19 protein-coding genes are annotated in these 16,605 nt (G+C 57.4%); 13 read left to right on the forward strand and 6 right to left on the reverse strand.

Going from position 1 to position 16,605, the window contains the following annotated elements; genetic code table 11:
- Nucleotides 1–137 precede the first annotated feature (137 nt).
- From ftsB to rpoS, 8 genes are all read left to right on the forward strand, one after another.
- Nucleotides 138–449 carry a cell division protein FtsB gene (gene ftsB, locus NQ230_RS05060; protein ID WP_008499609.1) on the forward strand — a complete coding sequence of 104 codons (312 nt, stop codon included), beginning with the start codon at nt 138–140 and terminating at the stop codon, nt 447–449.
- A 19-nt stretch (nt 450–468) separates the two neighbouring features.
- Nucleotides 469–1,179 (forward strand): 2-C-methyl-D-erythritol 4-phosphate cytidylyltransferase, encoded by a 711-nt coding sequence (ispD, locus tag NQ230_RS05065; RefSeq protein WP_121424534.1) that lies wholly within the window; start codon nt 469–471, stop codon nt 1,177–1,179.
- Nucleotides 1,179–1,658 carry a 2-C-methyl-D-erythritol 2,4-cyclodiphosphate synthase gene (gene ispF / locus NQ230_RS05070; protein ID WP_029741541.1) on the forward strand — a complete coding sequence of 160 codons (480 nt, stop codon included), beginning with the start codon at nt 1,179–1,181 and terminating at the stop codon, nt 1,656–1,658. The genes ispD and ispF overlap by 1 nt, the downstream gene beginning before the upstream one ends.
- On the forward strand, nt 1,655–2,704 hold the full coding sequence (gene truD, locus NQ230_RS05075; protein ID WP_211137937.1) for a tRNA pseudouridine(13) synthase TruD: 1,050 nt from the start codon (nt 1,655–1,657) through the stop codon (nt 2,702–2,704). Before ispF ends, truD begins: the two co-directional genes overlap by 4 nt.
- Nucleotides 2,685–3,446: a 5'/3'-nucleotidase SurE gene (surE, locus tag NQ230_RS05080; protein WP_023308990.1), complete on the forward strand. Its 762-nt coding sequence runs from the start codon at nt 2,685–2,687 to the stop codon at nt 3,444–3,446. Before truD ends, surE begins: the two co-directional genes overlap by 20 nt.
- Nucleotides 3,440–4,066 carry a protein-L-isoaspartate(D-aspartate) O-methyltransferase gene (locus NQ230_RS05085; RefSeq protein ID WP_023333224.1) on the forward strand — a complete coding sequence of 209 codons (627 nt, stop codon included), beginning with the start codon at nt 3,440–3,442 and terminating at the stop codon, nt 4,064–4,066. Before surE ends, NQ230_RS05085 begins: the two co-directional genes overlap by 7 nt.
- Before the next feature lie 116 nt (nt 4,067–4,182).
- Nucleotides 4,183–5,307: a murein hydrolase activator NlpD gene (gene nlpD / locus NQ230_RS05090; protein WP_121424532.1), complete on the forward strand. Its 1,125-nt coding sequence runs from the start codon at nt 4,183–4,185 to the stop codon at nt 5,305–5,307.
- Between the two features lie 59 nt (nt 5,308–5,366).
- A complete protein-coding gene (rpoS, locus tag NQ230_RS05095; protein ID WP_008499600.1) occupies nt 5,367–6,359 on the forward strand; it encodes an RNA polymerase sigma factor RpoS in 993 nt (330 codons plus the stop codon).
- A gap of 52 nt (nt 6,360–6,411) precedes the next feature.
- On the opposite strand, the gene NQ230_RS05100 is transcribed toward rpoS, so the two are convergent.
- On the reverse strand, nt 6,412–6,789 hold the full coding sequence (locus NQ230_RS05100; protein WP_193940363.1) for a DUF4440 domain-containing protein: 378 nt from the start codon (nt 6,787–6,789) through the stop codon (nt 6,412–6,414).
- On the reverse strand, nt 6,786–7,988 hold the full coding sequence (locus NQ230_RS05105; protein WP_257260273.1) for an MFS transporter: 1,203 nt from the start codon (nt 7,986–7,988) through the stop codon (nt 6,786–6,788). Before NQ230_RS05105 ends, NQ230_RS05100 begins: the two co-directional genes overlap by 4 nt.
- 108 nt (nt 7,989–8,096) lie before the next feature.
- Here NQ230_RS05105 and NQ230_RS05110 point away from each other — a divergent pair, with 108 nt between their 5' ends.
- On the forward strand, nt 8,097–8,984 hold the full coding sequence (locus tag NQ230_RS05110; RefSeq protein WP_257261319.1) for a LysR family transcriptional regulator: 888 nt from the start codon (nt 8,097–8,099) through the stop codon (nt 8,982–8,984).
- Here NQ230_RS05110 and NQ230_RS05115 read toward each other — a convergent pair.
- Entirely contained in the window at nt 8,981–9,388 is a 408-nt protein-coding gene (locus NQ230_RS05115; protein ID WP_023308984.1) for a MarR family winged helix-turn-helix transcriptional regulator, read from the reverse strand. The two genes, NQ230_RS05110 and NQ230_RS05115, sit on opposite strands and share 4 nt — an antisense overlap.
- Before the next feature lie 171 nt (nt 9,389–9,559).
- Here NQ230_RS05115 and NQ230_RS05120 point away from each other — a divergent pair, with 171 nt between their 5' ends.
- The 3 genes from NQ230_RS05120 to NQ230_RS05130 are packed head-to-tail and all read left to right on the forward strand — an operon-like array spanning nt 9,560 to nt 11,811.
- Complete coding sequence (locus NQ230_RS05120; RefSeq protein ID WP_121424528.1) at nt 9,560–10,162, forward strand: non-oxidative hydroxyarylic acid decarboxylases subunit B; 603 nt, start codon at nt 9,560–9,562, stop codon at nt 10,160–10,162.
- Nucleotides 10,152–11,579 (forward strand): non-oxidative hydroxyarylic acid decarboxylases subunit C, encoded by a 1,428-nt coding sequence (locus NQ230_RS05125; RefSeq protein WP_257260278.1) that lies wholly within the window; start codon nt 10,152–10,154, stop codon nt 11,577–11,579. Before NQ230_RS05120 ends, NQ230_RS05125 begins: the two co-directional genes overlap by 11 nt.
- 10 nt (nt 11,580–11,589) lie before the next feature.
- Nucleotides 11,590–11,811: a non-oxidative hydroxyarylic acid decarboxylases subunit D gene (locus NQ230_RS05130; protein WP_003862116.1), complete on the forward strand. Its 222-nt coding sequence runs from the start codon at nt 11,590–11,592 to the stop codon at nt 11,809–11,811.
- 142 nt (nt 11,812–11,953) lie between these two features.
- Here the strand turns inward: NQ230_RS05130 and mutS are convergent, their stop codons facing one another.
- Nucleotides 11,954–14,515: a DNA mismatch repair protein MutS gene (gene mutS / locus NQ230_RS05135; RefSeq protein WP_121424527.1), complete on the reverse strand. Its 2,562-nt coding sequence runs from the start codon at nt 14,513–14,515 to the stop codon at nt 11,954–11,956.
- Between the two features lie 113 nt (nt 14,516–14,628).
- A complete protein-coding gene (locus NQ230_RS05140) occupies nt 14,629–14,859 on the reverse strand; it encodes a SymE family type I addiction module toxin (RefSeq protein WP_121424526.1) in 231 nt (76 codons plus the stop codon).
- 175 nt (nt 14,860–15,034) lie between these two features.
- On the opposite strand from NQ230_RS05140, the gene NQ230_RS05145 reads away from it, so the two are divergent.
- Nucleotides 15,035–15,379 carry a nitrous oxide-stimulated promoter family protein gene (locus tag NQ230_RS05145; RefSeq protein ID WP_024909244.1) on the forward strand — a complete coding sequence of 115 codons (345 nt, stop codon included), beginning with the start codon at nt 15,035–15,037 and terminating at the stop codon, nt 15,377–15,379.
- Between the two features lie 5 nt (nt 15,380–15,384).
- Here NQ230_RS05145 and NQ230_RS05150 read toward each other — a convergent pair whose 3' ends face one another.
- On the reverse strand, nt 15,385–16,605 hold the full coding sequence (locus NQ230_RS05150; protein ID WP_121424525.1) for an MDR family MFS transporter: 1,221 nt from the start codon (nt 16,603–16,605) through the stop codon (nt 15,385–15,387).

The raw sequence follows: 16,605 nt of genomic DNA on the forward strand, positions 1-16,605 counted from the left end.
TGTGTAACGATATTGTGCAGGACGATTCTGCGGAAAAAATGTGGTACATTTGCCCGCGATGTTGCGGCATCTCTGTTACCCCGGCGTAGTGCTCTGGGGAAGTCTTGGGATGATGATGCCGTTTTTCAGGGGGCAGGATGGGTAAACTAACGCTGCTGTTGCTGGCTTTGCTAATCTGGCTGCAATATTCGCTGTGGTTCGGTAAGAACGGACTGCACGACTATAGCCGGGTGAGCGATGACGTTGCGGCTCAGCAGGCAACAAACGCCAAACTTAAGGCGCGAAACGATCAACTCTTTGCTGAAATTGATGACCTCAATGGCGGGCAAGAGGCGATTGAGGAACGCGCACGCAATGAACTCAGTATGACTAAGCCGGGCGAAACCTTTTATCGTCTGGTTCCGGATGCGTCTAAACGCAATCAGGGCTCAGCACAAAACAATCGATAATCAGGCCCAGGATTACGACATGGCAGTAACTTTTTCGGACGTATGCGCCGTGGTGCCGGCCGCAGGTTTTGGCCGGCGCATGCAGACAGAATGTCCCAAGCAGTACCTCTCTATTGGCGATAAAACGATCCTCGAGCACGCCGTGGCGGCGCTGCTGGCGCACCCGCGGGTGACGCGGGCGATCATCGCTATCAGCCCTGGCGATGCGCGCTTCGCGCAGCTGCCGCTGGCAAATCATCCGCAGATTACCGTCGTTGACGGTGGCGCCGAGCGCGCCGATTCCGTGCTGGCGGGCATTCAGGCCGCCGGAAACGCGCCGTGGGTGCTGGTGCATGATGCGGCGCGTCCGTGTCTGCATCAGGACGATCTTGCGCGCCTGCTGGCCCTGAGCGAAACAAGCAAGGTTGGCGGGATTCTGGCCGCGCCGGTGCGCGACACCATGAAGCGCGCCGAGCCGGGCAAACAGGCTATCGCCCACACCGTCGATCGCGTCGATTTATGGCACGCGCTGACGCCACAATTTTTCCCCCGCGAATTACTCCACGACTGCTTAACGCGTGCGCTTAAAGAAGGTGCGACCATCACGGACGAAGCCTCTGCGCTGGAATATTGCGGTTTCCACCCTGAGCTTGTTGAAGGACGCGCTGATAATATTAAAGTGACGCGTCCGGAAGATTTACAGCTTGCGGAATTCTATCTTACCCGTTCGACCCATCAGGAGAAGGCATAATGCGAATTGGACACGGTTTTGATGTACACGCCTTTGGCGGAGAAGGCCCAATTATCATTGGCGGCGTGCGCATTCCTTATGAAAAAGGACTGCTGGCGCATTCTGATGGCGACGTGGCGCTGCATGCGCTGACCGATGCGCTGCTGGGCGCTGCCGCGCTGGGTGATATCGGCAAGCTGTTCCCGGACACTGACCCGGCATTTAAAGGGGCGGACAGCCGCGAGCTGCTGCGCGAAGCGTGGCGCCGCATTCAGGCGAAAGGCTACACCCTCGGCAACGTCGACGTGACGATTATTGCCCAGGCCCCGAAAATGCTGCCGCACATTCCGCAGATGCGCGTCTTTATTGCAGAAGATCTGGGCTGCCATATGGACGACGTGAACGTCAAAGCGACGACGACCGAGAAGCTGGGCTTTACCGGGCGTGGCGAAGGGATTGCCTGTGAAGCCGTAGCGCTGCTGCTGAAGGCGAGCAAATGACGGACTTCGACAACCTGACATACCTGCACGGTAAACCGCAGGGGAACGGGGTGCTGAAAGCCAGCCCGGAAGATTTCCTCGTGGTGGAGGATCTGGGCTTTGAGCCGGATGGCGAAGGTGAACATATCCTGGTGCGTATTCTGAAAAATGGCTGCAATACCCGCTTTGTGGCCGATGCGCTGGCAAAATTCCTCAAAATTCATGCCCGCGAAGTGAGCTTTGCCGGGCAGAAAGATAAACACGCCGTCACTGAACAGTGGCTCTGCGCGCGCGTTCCCGGCAATACGATGCCTGATTTAAGCAAATTTGAGCTTGAAGGCTGTAAGGTATTGGAGTTCGCCCGCCACAAGCGCAAGCTGCGTCTGGGGGCACTGAAGGGGAACGACTTTACGCTGGTGCTGCGTGAAGTGTCCGATCGCGATGACGTTGAGAAGCGTCTGAGCGCGATTCAAGAGCTGGGCGTACCGAACTACTTTGGCGCGCAGCGCTTTGGCATTGGCGGCAGCAACCTGCAGGGTGCGCTGCGCTGGGCGCAAAGCGATGCACCGGTGCGCGACAGGAATAAACGCAGTTTTTGGTTGTCGGCGGCCCGCAGCGCGTTGTTTAATCAGATTGTGAGCGAAAGGCTGAAAAAACCGGACGCGAATCAAGTTGTTGTTGGCGATGCGCTACAATTAGCGGGACGCGGAAGCTGGTTTGTGGCAACGGCCGAAGAAATGGCCGATGTGCAATCGCGCGTGGACGCAAAAGCGCTGATGATTACCGCCGCGCTGCCCGGTACAGGCGACTGGGGAACACAGGGCGACGCGCTGGCCGCCGAGCAGTCAGCCGTAGCGGATGCGCCAGAATTGCAGTCCTTGCTGGTGCGGGAAAAAGTCGAAGCGGCACGCCGCGCGATGCTGCTCTATCCGCAGCAGTTAAGCTGGAACTGGTGGGATGACGTAACCGTCGAGTTACGCTTCTGGCTACCGGCAGGTAGCTTTGCCACCAGTGTTGTCAGGGAACTTATCAACACCTCGGGTGATTATGCGAATATTGCTGAGTAACGATGACGGGATCCACGCGCCGGGCATTCAGACCCTGGCGAAACACCTCCGCGAATTTGCGGATGTGCAGGTCGTGGCACCCGATCGTAACCGCAGTGGAGCGTCTAACTCTCTGACGCTGGAGTCGTCGCTTCGCACCTTTACCTTTGAAAATGGCGATATTGCCGTGCAGATGGGTACGCCAACCGACTGCGTTTTTCTGGGCGTGAACGCGCTGATGCGTCCGCGTCCGGATATCGTCGTCTCCGGCATTAACGCCGGTCCTAACCTCGGCGATGACGTGATTTATTCCGGTACCGTGGCGGCCGCAATGGAAGGGCGCCATCTGGGGTTCCCGGCGCTGGCGGTCTCGTTAAACGGCCACACGCATTACGACACCGCCGCCGCGGTGACCTGCTCGATCCTGCGGGCGCTCGGCCGCGAGCCGTTGCGTACCGGGCGCATCCTCAACATCAACGTGCCGGATCTTCCTCTTGATGAAATTAAAGGCATTCGCGTCACCCGTTGCGGAAGCCGACATCCTGCCGATCAGGTGATCCCGCAGCAGGATCCTCGCGGCAACACGCTTTACTGGATTGGCCCTCCCGGCGATAAGTGCGATGCGGGTCCGGATACCGACTTTGCCGCCGTAGATGAAGGCTATGTTTCGGTTACCCCGCTGCACGTAGATTTAACCGCGTATAGCGCGCATGATGTGGTGTCGGGCTGGCTGGATCGCGCAGGAGTGAACGCGCAATGGTAAACAAACGTGTACAAACTCTTCTGGAACAACTCCGCGCGCAGGGGATCCGCGACGAGCACGTGCTTGAAGCGCTTGCTCAGGTTCCGCGTGAGAAATTTGTAGACGAGGCGTTTGAACACAAAGCGTGGGAAAACGTAGCGCTGCCCATCGGGCAGGGTCAGACGATTTCGCAGCCTTACATGGTGGCGCGCATGACGGAGCTGCTGGAGCTGACGCCCGACTCACGCGTGCTGGAGATTGGCACCGGGTCGGGGTATCAAACCGCAATCCTGGCGCATCTGGTTCATCATGTATGCTCCGTTGAACGGATTAAAGGTTTACAGTGGCAGGCGCGTCGTCGCCTGAAACAACTTGATTTACATAATGTTTCGACACGACACGGTGATGGATGGCAGGGTTGGAAGGCGCGCGCGCCGTTTGACGCGATCATCGTGACGGCGGCCCCACCTGAAATTCCTGCGGCCCTGTTGTCGCAGCTGGATGAGGGGGGCATTCTTGTTCTGCCTGTCGGGGACGAACAGCAGCTTTTGAAGCGCGTTCGTCGGCGCGGCGGCGAGTTTATTATCGACACCGTGGAAGCCGTGCGCTTTGTGCCTCTGGTAAAGGGGGAGTTGGCCTGAGACTCGGAATTATCCAGGGTTATTAAGGCAAATTCAGCGTATGGTGTGGCGCGAAAGATTCGTGCCATCACGGTAAATTTTAAGTCACTGGTAGTTAACACATTCCTGGGGGATAAATGAGCGCGGGAAGCCCTAAATTCACCATCAGCCGTGTTGCGGCATTATCACTGGTTTCGCTCTGGCTGGCAGGCTGTACAAGTTCTAACAACGCGCCTGCGCCCGTCAGTTCTGTCGGCGGAAACAGCGGCTCGGGTAACACGTCCAGCGGAATGTTGATCACACCGCCGCCTAAAATGGGTACTGCTGCGCAGCAGCAAACACCACAAATTCAGCCTGTGCAACATCCTGTTACACAGCCAATGCAGGTTCAGCCAGTGGAACAGCCTGTTCAGACCCAAAATGGCCGCATAGTCTATAACCGTCAGTATGGGAACATTCCGAAAGGCAGCTATACCGGTGGCAGTACCTATACCGTGAAACGCGGCGATACGCTGTTCTACATTGCGTGGATCACCGGGAACGATTTCCGTGACCTCGCGCAGCGCAATAACGTCCAAGCCCCGTATGGTCTGGAAGTGGGGCAAACGCTCCAGGTTGGTAACGCAACGGGCACGCCGCTTACGCCTGGCAACACCGTTTCAGCGGCCGATGTGACGGCTCAAAATAACAGCGTTAAGCCTGCACAAAAATCCACCACGGTGGTTGCTTCACAACCTGTAATTACGTATTCTGAGGATTCAGGTGATCAGACTGCTAACAAAATGTTGCCGAATAATAAAGGGACTGCGACTGTTGTCACAGCACCGGTTACGGCACCTGTGGTTAGCTCTACTGAACCGACTGCCAGCAGTATGACCTCCAGTTCGCCAATCTCTGCATGGCGCTGGCCAACTGACGGCAAGGTTATCGAGAACTTCTCTTCCTCCGAGGGGGGAAATAAAGGGATCGATATCGCAGGGAGTAAAGGACAGGCTATCATCGCGACCGCAGACGGGCGCGTTGTGTATGCCGGTAACGCTCTGCGCGGTTACGGTAATCTTATTATCATCAAACATAACGATGATTACCTGAGTGCCTACGCCCATAACGACACAATGCTGGTCCGGGAACAACAAGAAGTTAAGGCGGGGCAAAAAATCGCTACCATGGGTAGCACCGGAACCAGTTCTACACGCTTGCATTTTGAAATTCGTTACAAGGGGAAATCCGTAAACCCGCTGCAGTATTTGCCGCAGCGATAATTTGACGGGGCATGCCAGCCAGGGTGTCTCGTTCAGGGATCACGGGTAGGAGCCACCTTATGAGTCAGAATACGCTGAAAGTTCATGATTTAAATGAAGACGCGGAATTTGATGAGAACGGAGTAGAGGCTTTTGACGAAAAAGCCTTAGTAGAAGAGGAACCCAGTGATAACGATTTGGCTGAAGAAGAGCTGTTATCGCAGGGCGCCACACAGCGTGTACTGGACGCGACTCAGCTTTACCTTGGGGAGATTGGTTACTCCCCACTGCTAACGGCCGAAGAAGAAGTCTATTTCGCACGTCGTGCTTTGCGTGGTGATGTTGCCTCGCGTCGTCGCATGATTGAAAGTAACCTGCGACTGGTCGTGAAAATTGCCCGCCGTTACGGCAATCGTGGTCTGGCTCTGCTGGATCTGATTGAAGAGGGCAACTTAGGTCTCATCCGCGCAGTTGAGAAGTTTGACCCGGAACGCGGGTTCCGTTTCTCAACCTACGCGACCTGGTGGATTCGTCAGACCATCGAACGGGCTATTATGAACCAGACCCGTACGATCCGCCTGCCGATTCACATCGTCAAAGAGTTGAACGTTTATCTGCGTACCGCGCGCGAGTTGTCCCATAAACTGGACCACGAGCCAAGCGCAGAAGAAATTGCCGAACAACTCGATAAACCGGTTGATGACGTAAGCCGTATGCTGCGTCTCAACGAGCGCATTACCTCCGTTGACACCCCGCTGGGTGGCGACTCCGAAAAAGCGCTGCTGGACATCCTGGCCGATGAAAAAGACAACGGTCCGGAAGACACCACGCAGGACGATGACATGAAGCAGAGCATCGTCAAATGGCTGTTCGAACTGAACGCCAAACAGCGTGAAGTGCTGGCACGTCGTTTCGGTTTACTGGGGTATGAAGCTGCGACACTGGAAGACGTCGGCCGTGAAATTGGCCTGACCCGTGAACGTGTTCGTCAGATTCAGGTTGAAGGTCTGCGCCGCCTGCGTGAAATCCTGCAGGGGCAAGGTCTGAATATCGAAGCGCTGTTCCGCGAATAAGCAACCTTTCGTCAAAAAAGGCCCGTCGTGAGACGGGCCTTTTTCTTTTGCGCTACGGCTGCGCCGTTTCGTGCAGCAGGCGCCACACTATCCGATCGCCTTCCTGATTGAGCACCGCGGTTGACCAGCGCACGTTGACGGGCAGGTCGGGCCGGGTTTGCGTCTCCCGGTAGTGCAGCACCGCGCCACGATCCCAGCGCTCGATCGTGGATAATTCGTCAATGACGATCTTCAGTCCGGGACGGCTTCCGCGCTGTTTTTCCAGAAAACTGACCAGACCGGCATAGTCGATATGAGCGCCGCCCGGCGGGATCATCAGGAAATCTGGACGGAAGCGGGCGAGCAGGGCGTCGGAATCACCTTCACCTTTGCCTAACCAGTCTTCGAGCGCAATGTGGAGGTCGATAATGTCGTGTTCGAAAGGCGTCATGGATTCTCCTGTCGCAGCTGGGTGAGCACCTGCGTATTGTTAAGACGAAAAACGTACAGTACAGGCAGCAAGGTCATGCCTGCGGCAAAAATAAACATCCCGTGCCAGGCAGCGAGCGGTGGCAGCCAGGTCTGCGCCAGGTTCAGCGCCTGCGCCAGCAGCAGGGCTCCGGCAAAAAAGCTCAGCTGACGATTAAGATTCCACAGCGCGCTGGCATCCGGCATCTCTTCCCGGCGCGTCGACAGGAAAGCGCTGCTCTGAGCCGTACTGCTGCACAGGCTTCCCCCCGCGCCCATCAGAGTAAACGCAGCGGCAGGCAGCAGCGTAGCCGAACTGACGTTAATCAAAAGCAGGATACCCGTCGCCTGCAACAGGCAGCCGATGACGATCAGCGGTCGGGGGCCGATACGGTTAAAATAGCGTCCCGTTGCCGTGATGGCGATAAACGATGCTACGGACCACGGCAGCATGAGCATCCCCGTTGCGGCGGGGCTCATGTTCGCCACGTGCTGAAGATAAAACATGCCCGTGACGTTCACCCCAATAAACATGCCGGGTACGCAGATATAGATAAGCATGGAAAAACGCAAAAGCGGGTCCGCAAGCAGCGACAGGTTTAACAGTCTGGCCGCTTTCATCGCGGGCATTTCGTGTTTAAGCCACAGGCAGGCTAAAACAAAGGTCACGATAGCGACCGGTAGCGTGGCGAAAAATATCCATCGCCAGCTTAGCGTCTGCACCAGCAGCCCCCCGATAGCCGGGGAGCAGGCCGGGGCAAGCAGCGCGACCAGCATCACCGCCGAGGAGAGTCGGGCCCGCTCGTGAGGCTTAAACTGTTGCCAGGTCAGCGCCTGTCCGACTGGGATCAGTAAGCCTCCTCCCACGCCCTGGAGTACTCGCCAGGCGATCAGACCCTCAAGCGTTGCAGACAGGCCCGCCGCTGCGGAGGCTGCGCTGAACAGAAAAAGCGAGAGCAGGATGACGCGCTTTGGCCCGATGCGTAGTGTGAGCACGCTGCTGAACGGGATCACCAGCGTCAGGCCGGCAATGTACCCGTTACTAACCCAGGCAAGAGCTGAAGGCGTGGTGTTAAACGTGTGAGCCATTGCCGGGAACGCGACGCTGGCAATGAACATATTGATCAAATCAAGAAAAAAGCCCAGCAGATAAACAACGGCGACTTTGCTGCGATACGTCATGGTGGATCCTCCGGTGAGGTGGCGTATCGTATCGACCACGGAAGCACGGATAAACCTGACAAAGCGCGATATACTGTCAAAAATATTTTGACAGTAAAAGACGTGATGATGATTAACTTACAGCGGACGCAGATGTTTGTCGCGGTGGCCGACACCGGCAGTTTCACTGCCGCAGCCGAGGCGATGGGGCTGACAAAAGCCGTGGTCAGCTTCAATATTCGCCAGCTTGAAGATGAGCTGGGCGTTACGCTGCTGCTGCGCTCCACCCGCCGCCTGACGTTAACCGAGGCGGGCGCGCTTTTTCATCAGCGCAGCGTGGCGCTTCTGAAGGATGCAGAACGGCTGCAGGATGATGTCCGCGCGAATCATGCGGGGCTTACTGGCGAACTGCGGATCACGACTACCCCCGAGTATGGCTCACAGGTGGTGGTGCCGCTGCTGGCCAGGTTTAGCCAGCAGCACCCGGATCTTCGCGTGCGGCATGTTTCATCGTCCCTGCACGCCGACCTTATCTCGGAGCGCTTTGACGTGGCCATCCGGCTGGGAACGCTTGCCGATTCGCGCAACCACGCCGCGCTGATTTCGCACTTCTCCATTCTCCCCGTCGCGACGCCCGGGTGGCTCGTTAACCATCCGATCGAAACGCTTGCGCAGCTGGCCCACGCGGACTGGATTATTCACGAGCGTCTGGCCTCGCCGCTGCGCTGGCAGGTGAGAGATGCCAGCGGTGCGCCTGAAATGCTGGAGATAAAAAAAGCGCCGCGCCTGTTTGCCGACAGCGCTCAGGCTCTTATGGCTTTTGCGCTCGCTGGCGGAGGCGTGGCGTTACTGCCGGAATGGCTGGCGCGCGATGCGCTTGATGCGGGAAAACTGGTCCCGGTTTTACCGGAATATACCTTTGCGCAGCAGGGCATCTATGCGGTTTATCCCGATGCCCGGCATGTGTCAGCGAAAGTGCGCATCTTTATCGATTTTATGCGCGCCAGCGTGAATTAATCGTGCATCATCTTTTTGATGAGCGCGGAGAACTGCTCCCGCTCGGCCTTGTTAAGACGTCCTAAAAACGCCTCATCCACCTCGTTGCCAACCGGTTTACAGCCCGCAAGCAGGGCTTCTCCTTCCGGCGTCAGGAAGACAAACCGGCGGCGCTTATCGGCCGGATCGTGCTCGCGTTTGACCAGACCGCGCGCCTCCATGCGGCTGAGCATCTCCGCCAGGGTCGCTTTCGTGCTGACCGCCACTTCGGTCAATGCCACCTGTTCAATACCCGGATGCTCGGCAATGGAGCGCATAACCGCATACTGTGGCTTGGTCAGTTCCGGCAAGGCATGCTGCCACTGCGCGGTATGCTGTTGAAAAAGCTGACGTAACAGGTGGAACGCCTCTTGTCTTAGTTCCATGAACACTCCGACGGAAAAAATCTCCCCCTATGATAGCCGCTATTGCTCTCAATTTTAACGCGGCATTTTTTAGCCATTCGTGTGATCGTATGCGAACGATCTTGTCTGGAAAACAATCCTGGAGTAGTTTATTTATAATGTTCGTGTACGAACAAGTTATTGAGGTGATGAATGAGATTGATAGTAGGAATGACGGGAGCAACGGGGGCGCCGCTGGGCGTGGCGCTGCTGCAGGCGCTGCGGGAAATACCGGAGGTGGAGACGCATCTGGTGATGTCGAAGTGGGCAAAAACCACCATTGAGCTGGAAACGCCTTACACCGCGCAGGACGTTGCTGCCCTGGCTGACGTTGTCCACAGTCCGGCTGACCAGGCCGCCACCATCTCCTCCGGCTCGTTTCGCACCGACGGCATGATCGTCATTCCCTGCAGCATGAAAACGCTGGCGGGTATCCGCGCGGGCTACGCCGAAGGGCTGGTGGGACGTGCGGCGGACGTGGTGCTGAAAGAGGGGCGCAAGCTGGTGCTGGTGCCCCGTGAAACGCCGCTCAGCACCATTCATCTGGAGAACATGCTTGCCCTTTCCCGCATGGGCGTGGCGATGGTGCCGCCCATGCCTGCCTATTACAACCACCCGCAAACCGCCGATGACATCACCCAGCATATCGTGACCCGCGTGCTCGACCAGTTCGGTCTGGAGCATAAAAAGGCGCGCCGCTGGAACGGGCTGCGGGAGGCGAAACATTTTTCACAGGAGAATAAAGATGGCATTTGATGATTTGAGAAGCTTCCTGCAGGCACTCGATGAGCAAGGGCAGTTGCTGAAAATTGAGGAAGAGGTAAACGCCGAGCCCGATCTGGCGGCGGCAGCCAACGCGACCGGCCGCATTGGCGACGGCGCGCCCGCGCTGTGGTTTGATAATATTAGTGGCTTTACCGATGCCCGCGTGGTGATGAACACCATCGGCTCCTGGCAGAACCACGCCATTTCGATGGGGCTGCCTGCGAACACCCCGGTAAAAAAACAGATCGACGAGTTTATCCGCCGCTGGGATAAATTCCCTGTCACACCGGAGCGCCGCGCCAACCCGGCCTGGGCGCAGAATACGGTGGACGGTGAAGACATTAACCTGTTCGATATCCTGCCGCTGTTTCGCCTGAACGACGGTGACGGCGGGTTTTATCTCGATAAAGCGTGCGTTGTCTCGCGCGATCCGCTCGACCCGGACCACTTCGGCAAGCAGAACGTCGGGATCTACCGCATGGAAGTGAAGGGCAAGCGCAAGCTCGGCCTCCAGCCGGTTCCGATGCACGATATCGCTCTGCATCTGCATAAAGCGGAAGAGCGCGGTGAAGACCTGCCGATTGCGATTACGCTGGGCAACGACCCTATCATCACCCTGATGGGCGCCACGCCGCTGAAATACGATCAGTCCGAGTATGAAATGGCCGGCGCGCTGCGTGAAAGCCCGTACCCGATTGCCACCGCGCCGCTGACCGGCTTCGATGTGCCCTGGGGTTCTGAAGTGATCCTGGAAGGGGTGATTGAGGGCCGCAAGCGTGAAATCGAGGGGCCGTTCGGCGAGTTTACCGGACACTATTCCGGTGGCCGTAACATGACGGTGGTCCGTATCGACAAAGTCTCTTACCGCACCAAGCCGATTTTTGAGTCGCTCTACCTCGGCATGCCGTGGACCGAAATTGACTATCTGATGGGACCGGCTACCTGCGTGCCGCTCTACCAGCAACTGAAAGCGGAATTCCCGGAAGTGCAGGCGGTGAACGCGATGTACACCCACGGTCTGCTGGCGATTATCTCCACCAAAAAACGCTACGGCGGTTTTGCCCGCGCGGTCGGTTTACGCGCCATGACCACGCCGCACGGTCTGGGCTACGTGAAGATGGTAATCATGGTGGATGAGGATGTCGATCCGTTCAATCTCCCGCAGGTGATGTGGGCGCTATCGTCGAAAGTGAACCCGGCAGGGGATCTGGTTCAGTTGCCGAACATGTCGGTCCTTGAGCTTGATCCTGGATCCAGCCCGGCGGGCATTACCGACAAGCTGATTATCGATGCCACCACGCCTGTCGCGCCGGACACCCGTGGACACTACAGCCAGCCGGTACAGGATCTGCCTGAAACCAAGGCCTGGGCCGAAAAACTGACCGCGATGCTGGCAGCACGCCAATAAGGAGGAAAAGATGATTTGTCCACGTTGTGCCGATGAGCATATTGAAGTGATGGCGACGTCGCCCGTAAAAGGGGTCTGGACCGTTTACCAGTGCCAGCATTGTTTGTATACCTGGCGCGATACCGAACCGCTGCGCCGTACCAGCCGCGAGCATTACCCGGAAGCGTTCCGCATGACGCAGAAGGATATTGACGAGGCGCCGCAGGTGCCGACGATCCCGCCGCTGTTGTAAAAAAAAGCCCGGTGGCGGCTTCGCCTTACCGGGCGATAATATCGTGCGGCCTTTTGCCCGGTGGCGCTGCGCTTACCGGGCCTACGGGTTTTGTAGGTCGGGTAAGGCGAAGCCGCCACCCGACAAAACAGACCGCAGAAAACTAAACCAGACTCTTCAACCGATAAATCCACTCCAGCGCCTGACGCGGCGTCAGTGAATCCGGGTCGAGGTTCTCCAGTGCTTCCACCGCTGGCGACGTCTCTTCCGCAGGCACCAGCAGCGACATCTGGGTGCCATCAATCTGCGTCGCCGCCGCATTCGGTGACAGACTTTCCAGCTCACGCAGTTTCTGACGCGCGCGCTTGATCACGTCCTTCGGCACACCTGCCAGCGCCGCGACGGCCAGGCCATAGCTCTTGCTCGCCGCGCCATCCTGCACCGTGTGCATGAAGGCAATGGTATCGCCGTGCTCCAGCGCATCCAGATGAACGTTCGCAACCCCTTCCATTTTCTCCGGCAGCTGCGTCAGTTCGAAATAGTGGGTGGCGAACAGCGTCATGGCCTTGATTTTATTCGCGAGGCTTTCCGCACAGGCCCATGCCAGCGACAGACCATCATAGGTTGACGTTCCGCGTCCGACTTCGTCCATCAGCACCAGGCTGTGCTCCGTCGCGTTATGCAGAATGTTTGCCGTTTCGGTCATCTCGACCATGAAGGTTGAGCGGCCGCTCGCCAGATCGTCCGCTGCCCCGACGCGGGTAAAGATGCGGTCGATTGGGCCAATCTCCACGTTTTGCGCCGGGACGTAGCTGCCGATATACGCGAGCAGCGCAATCAGCGCCGTCTGACGCATATAGGTACTCTTACCGCCCATGTTCGGACCGGTAATGATCAGCATTCTTCTTTGCGGTGACAGGCTCAGCGGGTTGGCGATGAACGGTTCATTCAGCACCTGCTCTACCACCGGGTGACGGCCTTCTGTGATACGAATGCCGGGTTTGTCGGTAAAGGTCGGGCAGGTATAGTTCAGCGTTTCAGCGCGTTCAGCCAGATTCACCAGCACGTCCAGCTCCGCCAGCGCGCTGGCGCTCAGCTGCAGGTCGGCCAGGTGCGGCATCAGCATGTCGAACAGCTCGTCATACAGCTGTTTTTCCAGCGCCAGCGCCTTACCTTTCGAGGTGAGGACTTTGTCTTCGTACTCTTTCAGCTCAGGAATGATGTAGCGTTCGGCATTTTTCAACGTCTGGCGACGCACGTAGTGAATCGGCGCCAGGTGGCTCTGCCCGCGGCTGATCTGAATATAGTAGCCGTGTACCGCGTTATACCCCACTTTCAGGGTGTCGAGCCCAAGACGTTCGCGCTCGCGGATTTCCAGCTTGTCGAGGTAGTCCGTCGCACCGTCGGCCAGCGCGCGCCATTCGTCCAGCTCTTCGTTGTAGCCTGGGGCAATTACGCCGCCATCACGCACCAGAACCGGAGGCGCATCGATAATGGCACGCTCCAGCAGTTCGCGAAGCTCGGTAAACTCGCCCATGGTTTCGCGGAGTTTCTGCACCGGCGCGCTGTCAACGTCACTCAGCTGCGCGCGCAGTTCCGGCAGCTGCTGGAAGGCATGACGCATCCGCGCGAGGTCGCGTGGTCGAGCTGTTCGCAGTGCCAGACGAGCAAGGATACGCTCAAGATCGCCTACCTGGCGCAGGACCGGCTGCAGCTCGGTATAGCGATCCTGCAGCGCAGCAATCGTCTGCTGACGGCAAACCAGCGTATCGGTATCGCGGATCGGCATATGCAGCCAGCGTTTCAGCATGCGGCTGCCCATTGGCGTCACCGTACTGTCGAGGACCGACGCGAGCGTATTGTCTACTCCACCCGCCAGGTTCTGCGTGATCTCCAGGTTACGGCGCGTGGCGGCATCCATGATGATACTGTCCTGCTGGCGCTCCATGGTGATTGAGCGGATATGCGGCAGGGAGGTGCGCTGGGTATCTTTTACATACTGCAGGAGACACCCTGCCGCACACAGCCCACGCGGGGCATTTTCAACGCCAAAGCCAATCAGATCGCGGGTGCCAAACTGCAGATTCAGCTGCTGGCGCGCGGTATCAATTTCGAATTCCCACAGCGGACGGCGACGCAGCCCGCGACGGCCTTCAATCAGCGCCATTTCGGCGAAATCTTCGGCATAGAGCAATTCTGCCGGGTTGGTGCGCTGCAGTTCGGCTGCCATCGTTTCACGGTCAGCCGGTTCACTCAGGCGAAAACGTCCGGAGCTGATATCCAGCGTCGCGTAGCCAAACCCTTTACCGTCCTGCCACAGCGCTGCCAGCAGGTTATCCTGGCGTTCCTGTAACAGGGCTTCATCACTGATGGTGCCAGGCGTGACGATGCGCACGACTTTGCGTTCCACCGGGCCTTTTGAGGTCGCCGGATCGCCGATCTGTTCGCAGATGGCGACGGACTCACCCTGATTCACCAGCTTCGCCAGGTAGTTTTCTACCGCGTGGTGCGGGATACCTGCCATAGGGATGGGTTCGCCTGCCGATGCGCCACGTTTGGTCAGCGAGATGTCGAGCAGCTGTGATGCACGCTTAGCATCGTCATAAAACAGCTCGTAAAAATCACCCATACGGTAAAACAGCAGGATTTCCGGATGCTGTGCTTTCAGCTTCAGATACTGCTGCATCATCGGCGTATGTGCGTCGAAATTGTCGATTGTGCTCATGGAGTTATGATGTCCATTTCTTTGAAAATAAACCGTTTTGATCGGCTCAGTGGCCGTTTGTTCCTTCTATTGTCGCATGAAAAAAAGGTCCGGCGCAGAAAAATGTCGTGGCTTTACGAGGCGCCTTCCGACATTAATTCGATGACAATTTTTCCATGCTCTACGCCCACTCTGACTCTGGAATGGGTCGTAAACCCCGCCTTTTCAAGCCAGTCACCTTTTAAGCTCAGCGCCGCATGCACGCTGTAGCGCTTCGGTATCTTGGTATTGCGGTCTTCATGGCGCTTTCTAAAATATCCCACTGTTAAATGGCGATAGGGTTTGCCGATCGTGAGCTCTTGCATAGGGTCTCCAGACAACACTGACAAAGATCATTTCTGATGCCTGTATAAAATACCAGTGATTATCGGTCGGTGCAGGGCGAAAACTGGAATCAGGCTTCAGGAAACGAAATGCAACCGCTGAAATCCAGCGTTGTAAGGTGTATCATTAATGCACCTTATTATTTGGTAAGCCGTTATGTCCGGTAAACGTATCTCACGAGAAAAAGAGACCATCGCAAAAATGATCGCGCTGTATGAAAAGCAGTGCCCGCAGGCATCTCAGGAGGAAGGGCACTATCAGGCGCTCAACGCGTATGCCGATAAGCGCCTGGATAAGTGCGTTTTCGGTGAAGACAAGCCTGCCTGCAAGCAGTGTCCGGTACACTGCTACCAGCCTGCCAGACGTGAAGAGATGAAGCAGGTTATGCGCTGGGCGGGTCCGCGTATGTTATGGCGTCATCCCATTCTGACCGTTCGTCATCTGATAGATGACCGTCGTCCCGTACCGGAACTGCCGGAGAAGTACCGTCCGAAAAAATGATCGGTTCAGCGTTTCAGCGGGCGGCAAATCACGTTCAGGGCCAGCGCGCTGCAGAGTGGGAAAAGGGCCAGCAGCAGCCAGGGATACATTGCCTGCGTCGAGGGCATCAGCGCGCGATCCAGCAGGCTGCCAAATAACAGGTTTCCTGCCAGTACCGCAATGCCGCCAGCGGTGGCGAGTGCGCCGTAGTGCGCGCCAAGCGTGGATTCTTCCGCAAACCTCGGGATCAGATCTTTAGCCGATGGCACCAGCAGCATTTGCCCCAGCGTCAACAGCGTCACGAAACAGACTGAAGGCAGCAGGCGCAGCCAGCCCTCTGGCGGTGCCGTCGGGGCAAACATGGCCACGCTCGCAAAGGCGGCGGAGAGCAGCAAAAATCCCACCGGCAGGATCCTCACCGCACCCACGCGTCGGGCGAAGCGCGCCAGCGGCAGCTGTAAGGTGATGATCAGAACGGAGGCCAGCATAAAAAGCGGACCGAGATCTTTCTCGCTACCGCCAGAACGCTGGATCTCCACCGGCAGCGCCAGATAGAGCTGGTTATAGCTTAACAGCCACGAGCTGTAGGCAATGATAAAGGCGACAAAGCGCGGCTGACGAAACGTCGTCCACCATGGCTGTATTTTCAGCGTCTGTGAACGATGGCCAGCAGCAGGCAGGCAAAAGTAGAGCACCACTAGCGCAATGACAAAGACGCCTGCGCCTGCCAGCGCCACCTGACGAAAGCCCAGCCCGGTGAGCAGGGCGCCAGCAACCGGGCCCAGTACCGCGCCGAGTTCTCCACAGACGGCAAAGAGCGCAAACCACTCCGCCCGGCTTCGTTTGCCTTTTGCCTCGCTGTGCGTGCCCGCTTTTGCCAGCAGTGCCTCAATCGAGGGAGAGAACAATGCGCCGCCAATGCCCGTCAGACACGCGCCCAAAATAATCGGCCACAGTGATTCCCCGAAGGCCAGCAGCAGATAGCCTGAAACACGGACAATACAGCCGCTCAGGATAATCACTTTCGCGCCAAAGCGGTCCGAGAGCGCACCACCGACGATAAACATACCCTGTTGAGAGAACGTGCGCAGGCCCAGGATCAGCCCGATCAGCCCGCCGGAGAGCAGCATATCGTCGCGCAGGAATATCGCCAGGAAGGGTACGACGGCGTAAAAGCCAATGTTGAAAACAAACTGGCTACCCAGTAAGACGGGCGGCCAGAGCGTAGTGGCAGGGCGAAGGGGCAT

The organism is Enterobacter asburiae (assembly GCF_024599655.1).
Lineage (GTDB): Bacteria > Pseudomonadota > Gammaproteobacteria > Enterobacterales > Enterobacteriaceae > Enterobacter > Enterobacter asburiae_D.

Excerpts from the sequence above, each read along its gene's own strand:
- ftsB (WP_008499609.1), top strand. The coding sequence starts at position 138 with ATGGGTAAACTAACGCTGCTGTTGCTGGCTTTGCTAATCTGGCTGCAA.
- ispD (WP_121424534.1), top strand. The coding sequence starts at position 469 with ATGGCAGTAACTTTTTCGGACGTATGCGCCGTGGTGCCGGCCGCAGGT.
- ispF (WP_029741541.1), top strand. The coding sequence starts at position 1,179 with ATGCGAATTGGACACGGTTTTGATGTACACGCCTTTGGCGGAGAAGGC.
- truD (WP_211137937.1), top strand. The coding sequence starts at position 1,655 with ATGACGGACTTCGACAACCTGACATACCTGCACGGTAAACCGCAGGGG.
- surE (WP_023308990.1), top strand. The coding sequence starts at position 2,685 with ATGCGAATATTGCTGAGTAACGATGACGGGATCCACGCGCCGGGCATT.
- NQ230_RS05085 (WP_023333224.1), top strand. The coding sequence starts at position 3,440 with ATGGTAAACAAACGTGTACAAACTCTTCTGGAACAACTCCGCGCGCAG.
- nlpD (WP_121424532.1), top strand. The coding sequence starts at position 4,183 with ATGAGCGCGGGAAGCCCTAAATTCACCATCAGCCGTGTTGCGGCATTA.
- rpoS (WP_008499600.1), top strand. The coding sequence starts at position 5,367 with ATGAGTCAGAATACGCTGAAAGTTCATGATTTAAATGAAGACGCGGAA.
- NQ230_RS05100 (WP_193940363.1), bottom strand. The coding sequence starts at position 6,789 with ATGACGCCTTTCGAACACGACATTATCGACCTCCACATTGCGCTCGAA.
- NQ230_RS05105 (WP_257260273.1), bottom strand. The coding sequence starts at position 7,988 with ATGACGTATCGCAGCAAAGTCGCCGTTGTTTATCTGCTGGGCTTTTTT.
- NQ230_RS05110 (WP_257261319.1), top strand. The coding sequence starts at position 8,097 with ATGATTAACTTACAGCGGACGCAGATGTTTGTCGCGGTGGCCGACACC.
- NQ230_RS05115 (WP_023308984.1), bottom strand. The coding sequence starts at position 9,388 with ATGGAACTAAGACAAGAGGCGTTCCACCTGTTACGTCAGCTTTTTCAA.
- NQ230_RS05120 (WP_121424528.1), top strand. The coding sequence starts at position 9,560 with ATGAGATTGATAGTAGGAATGACGGGAGCAACGGGGGCGCCGCTGGGC.
- NQ230_RS05125 (WP_257260278.1), top strand. The coding sequence starts at position 10,152 with ATGGCATTTGATGATTTGAGAAGCTTCCTGCAGGCACTCGATGAGCAA.
- NQ230_RS05130 (WP_003862116.1), top strand. The coding sequence starts at position 11,590 with ATGATTTGTCCACGTTGTGCCGATGAGCATATTGAAGTGATGGCGACG.
- mutS (WP_121424527.1), bottom strand. The coding sequence starts at position 14,515 with ATGAGCACAATCGACAATTTCGACGCACATACGCCGATGATGCAGCAG.
- NQ230_RS05140 (WP_121424526.1), bottom strand. The coding sequence starts at position 14,859 with ATGCAAGAGCTCACGATCGGCAAACCCTATCGCCATTTAACAGTGGGA.
- NQ230_RS05145 (WP_024909244.1), top strand. The coding sequence starts at position 15,035 with ATGTCCGGTAAACGTATCTCACGAGAAAAAGAGACCATCGCAAAAATG.
- NQ230_RS05150 (WP_121424525.1), bottom strand. The coding sequence starts at position 16,605 with ATGCCCCTTCGCCCTGCCACTACGCTCTGGCCGCCCGTCTTACTGGGT.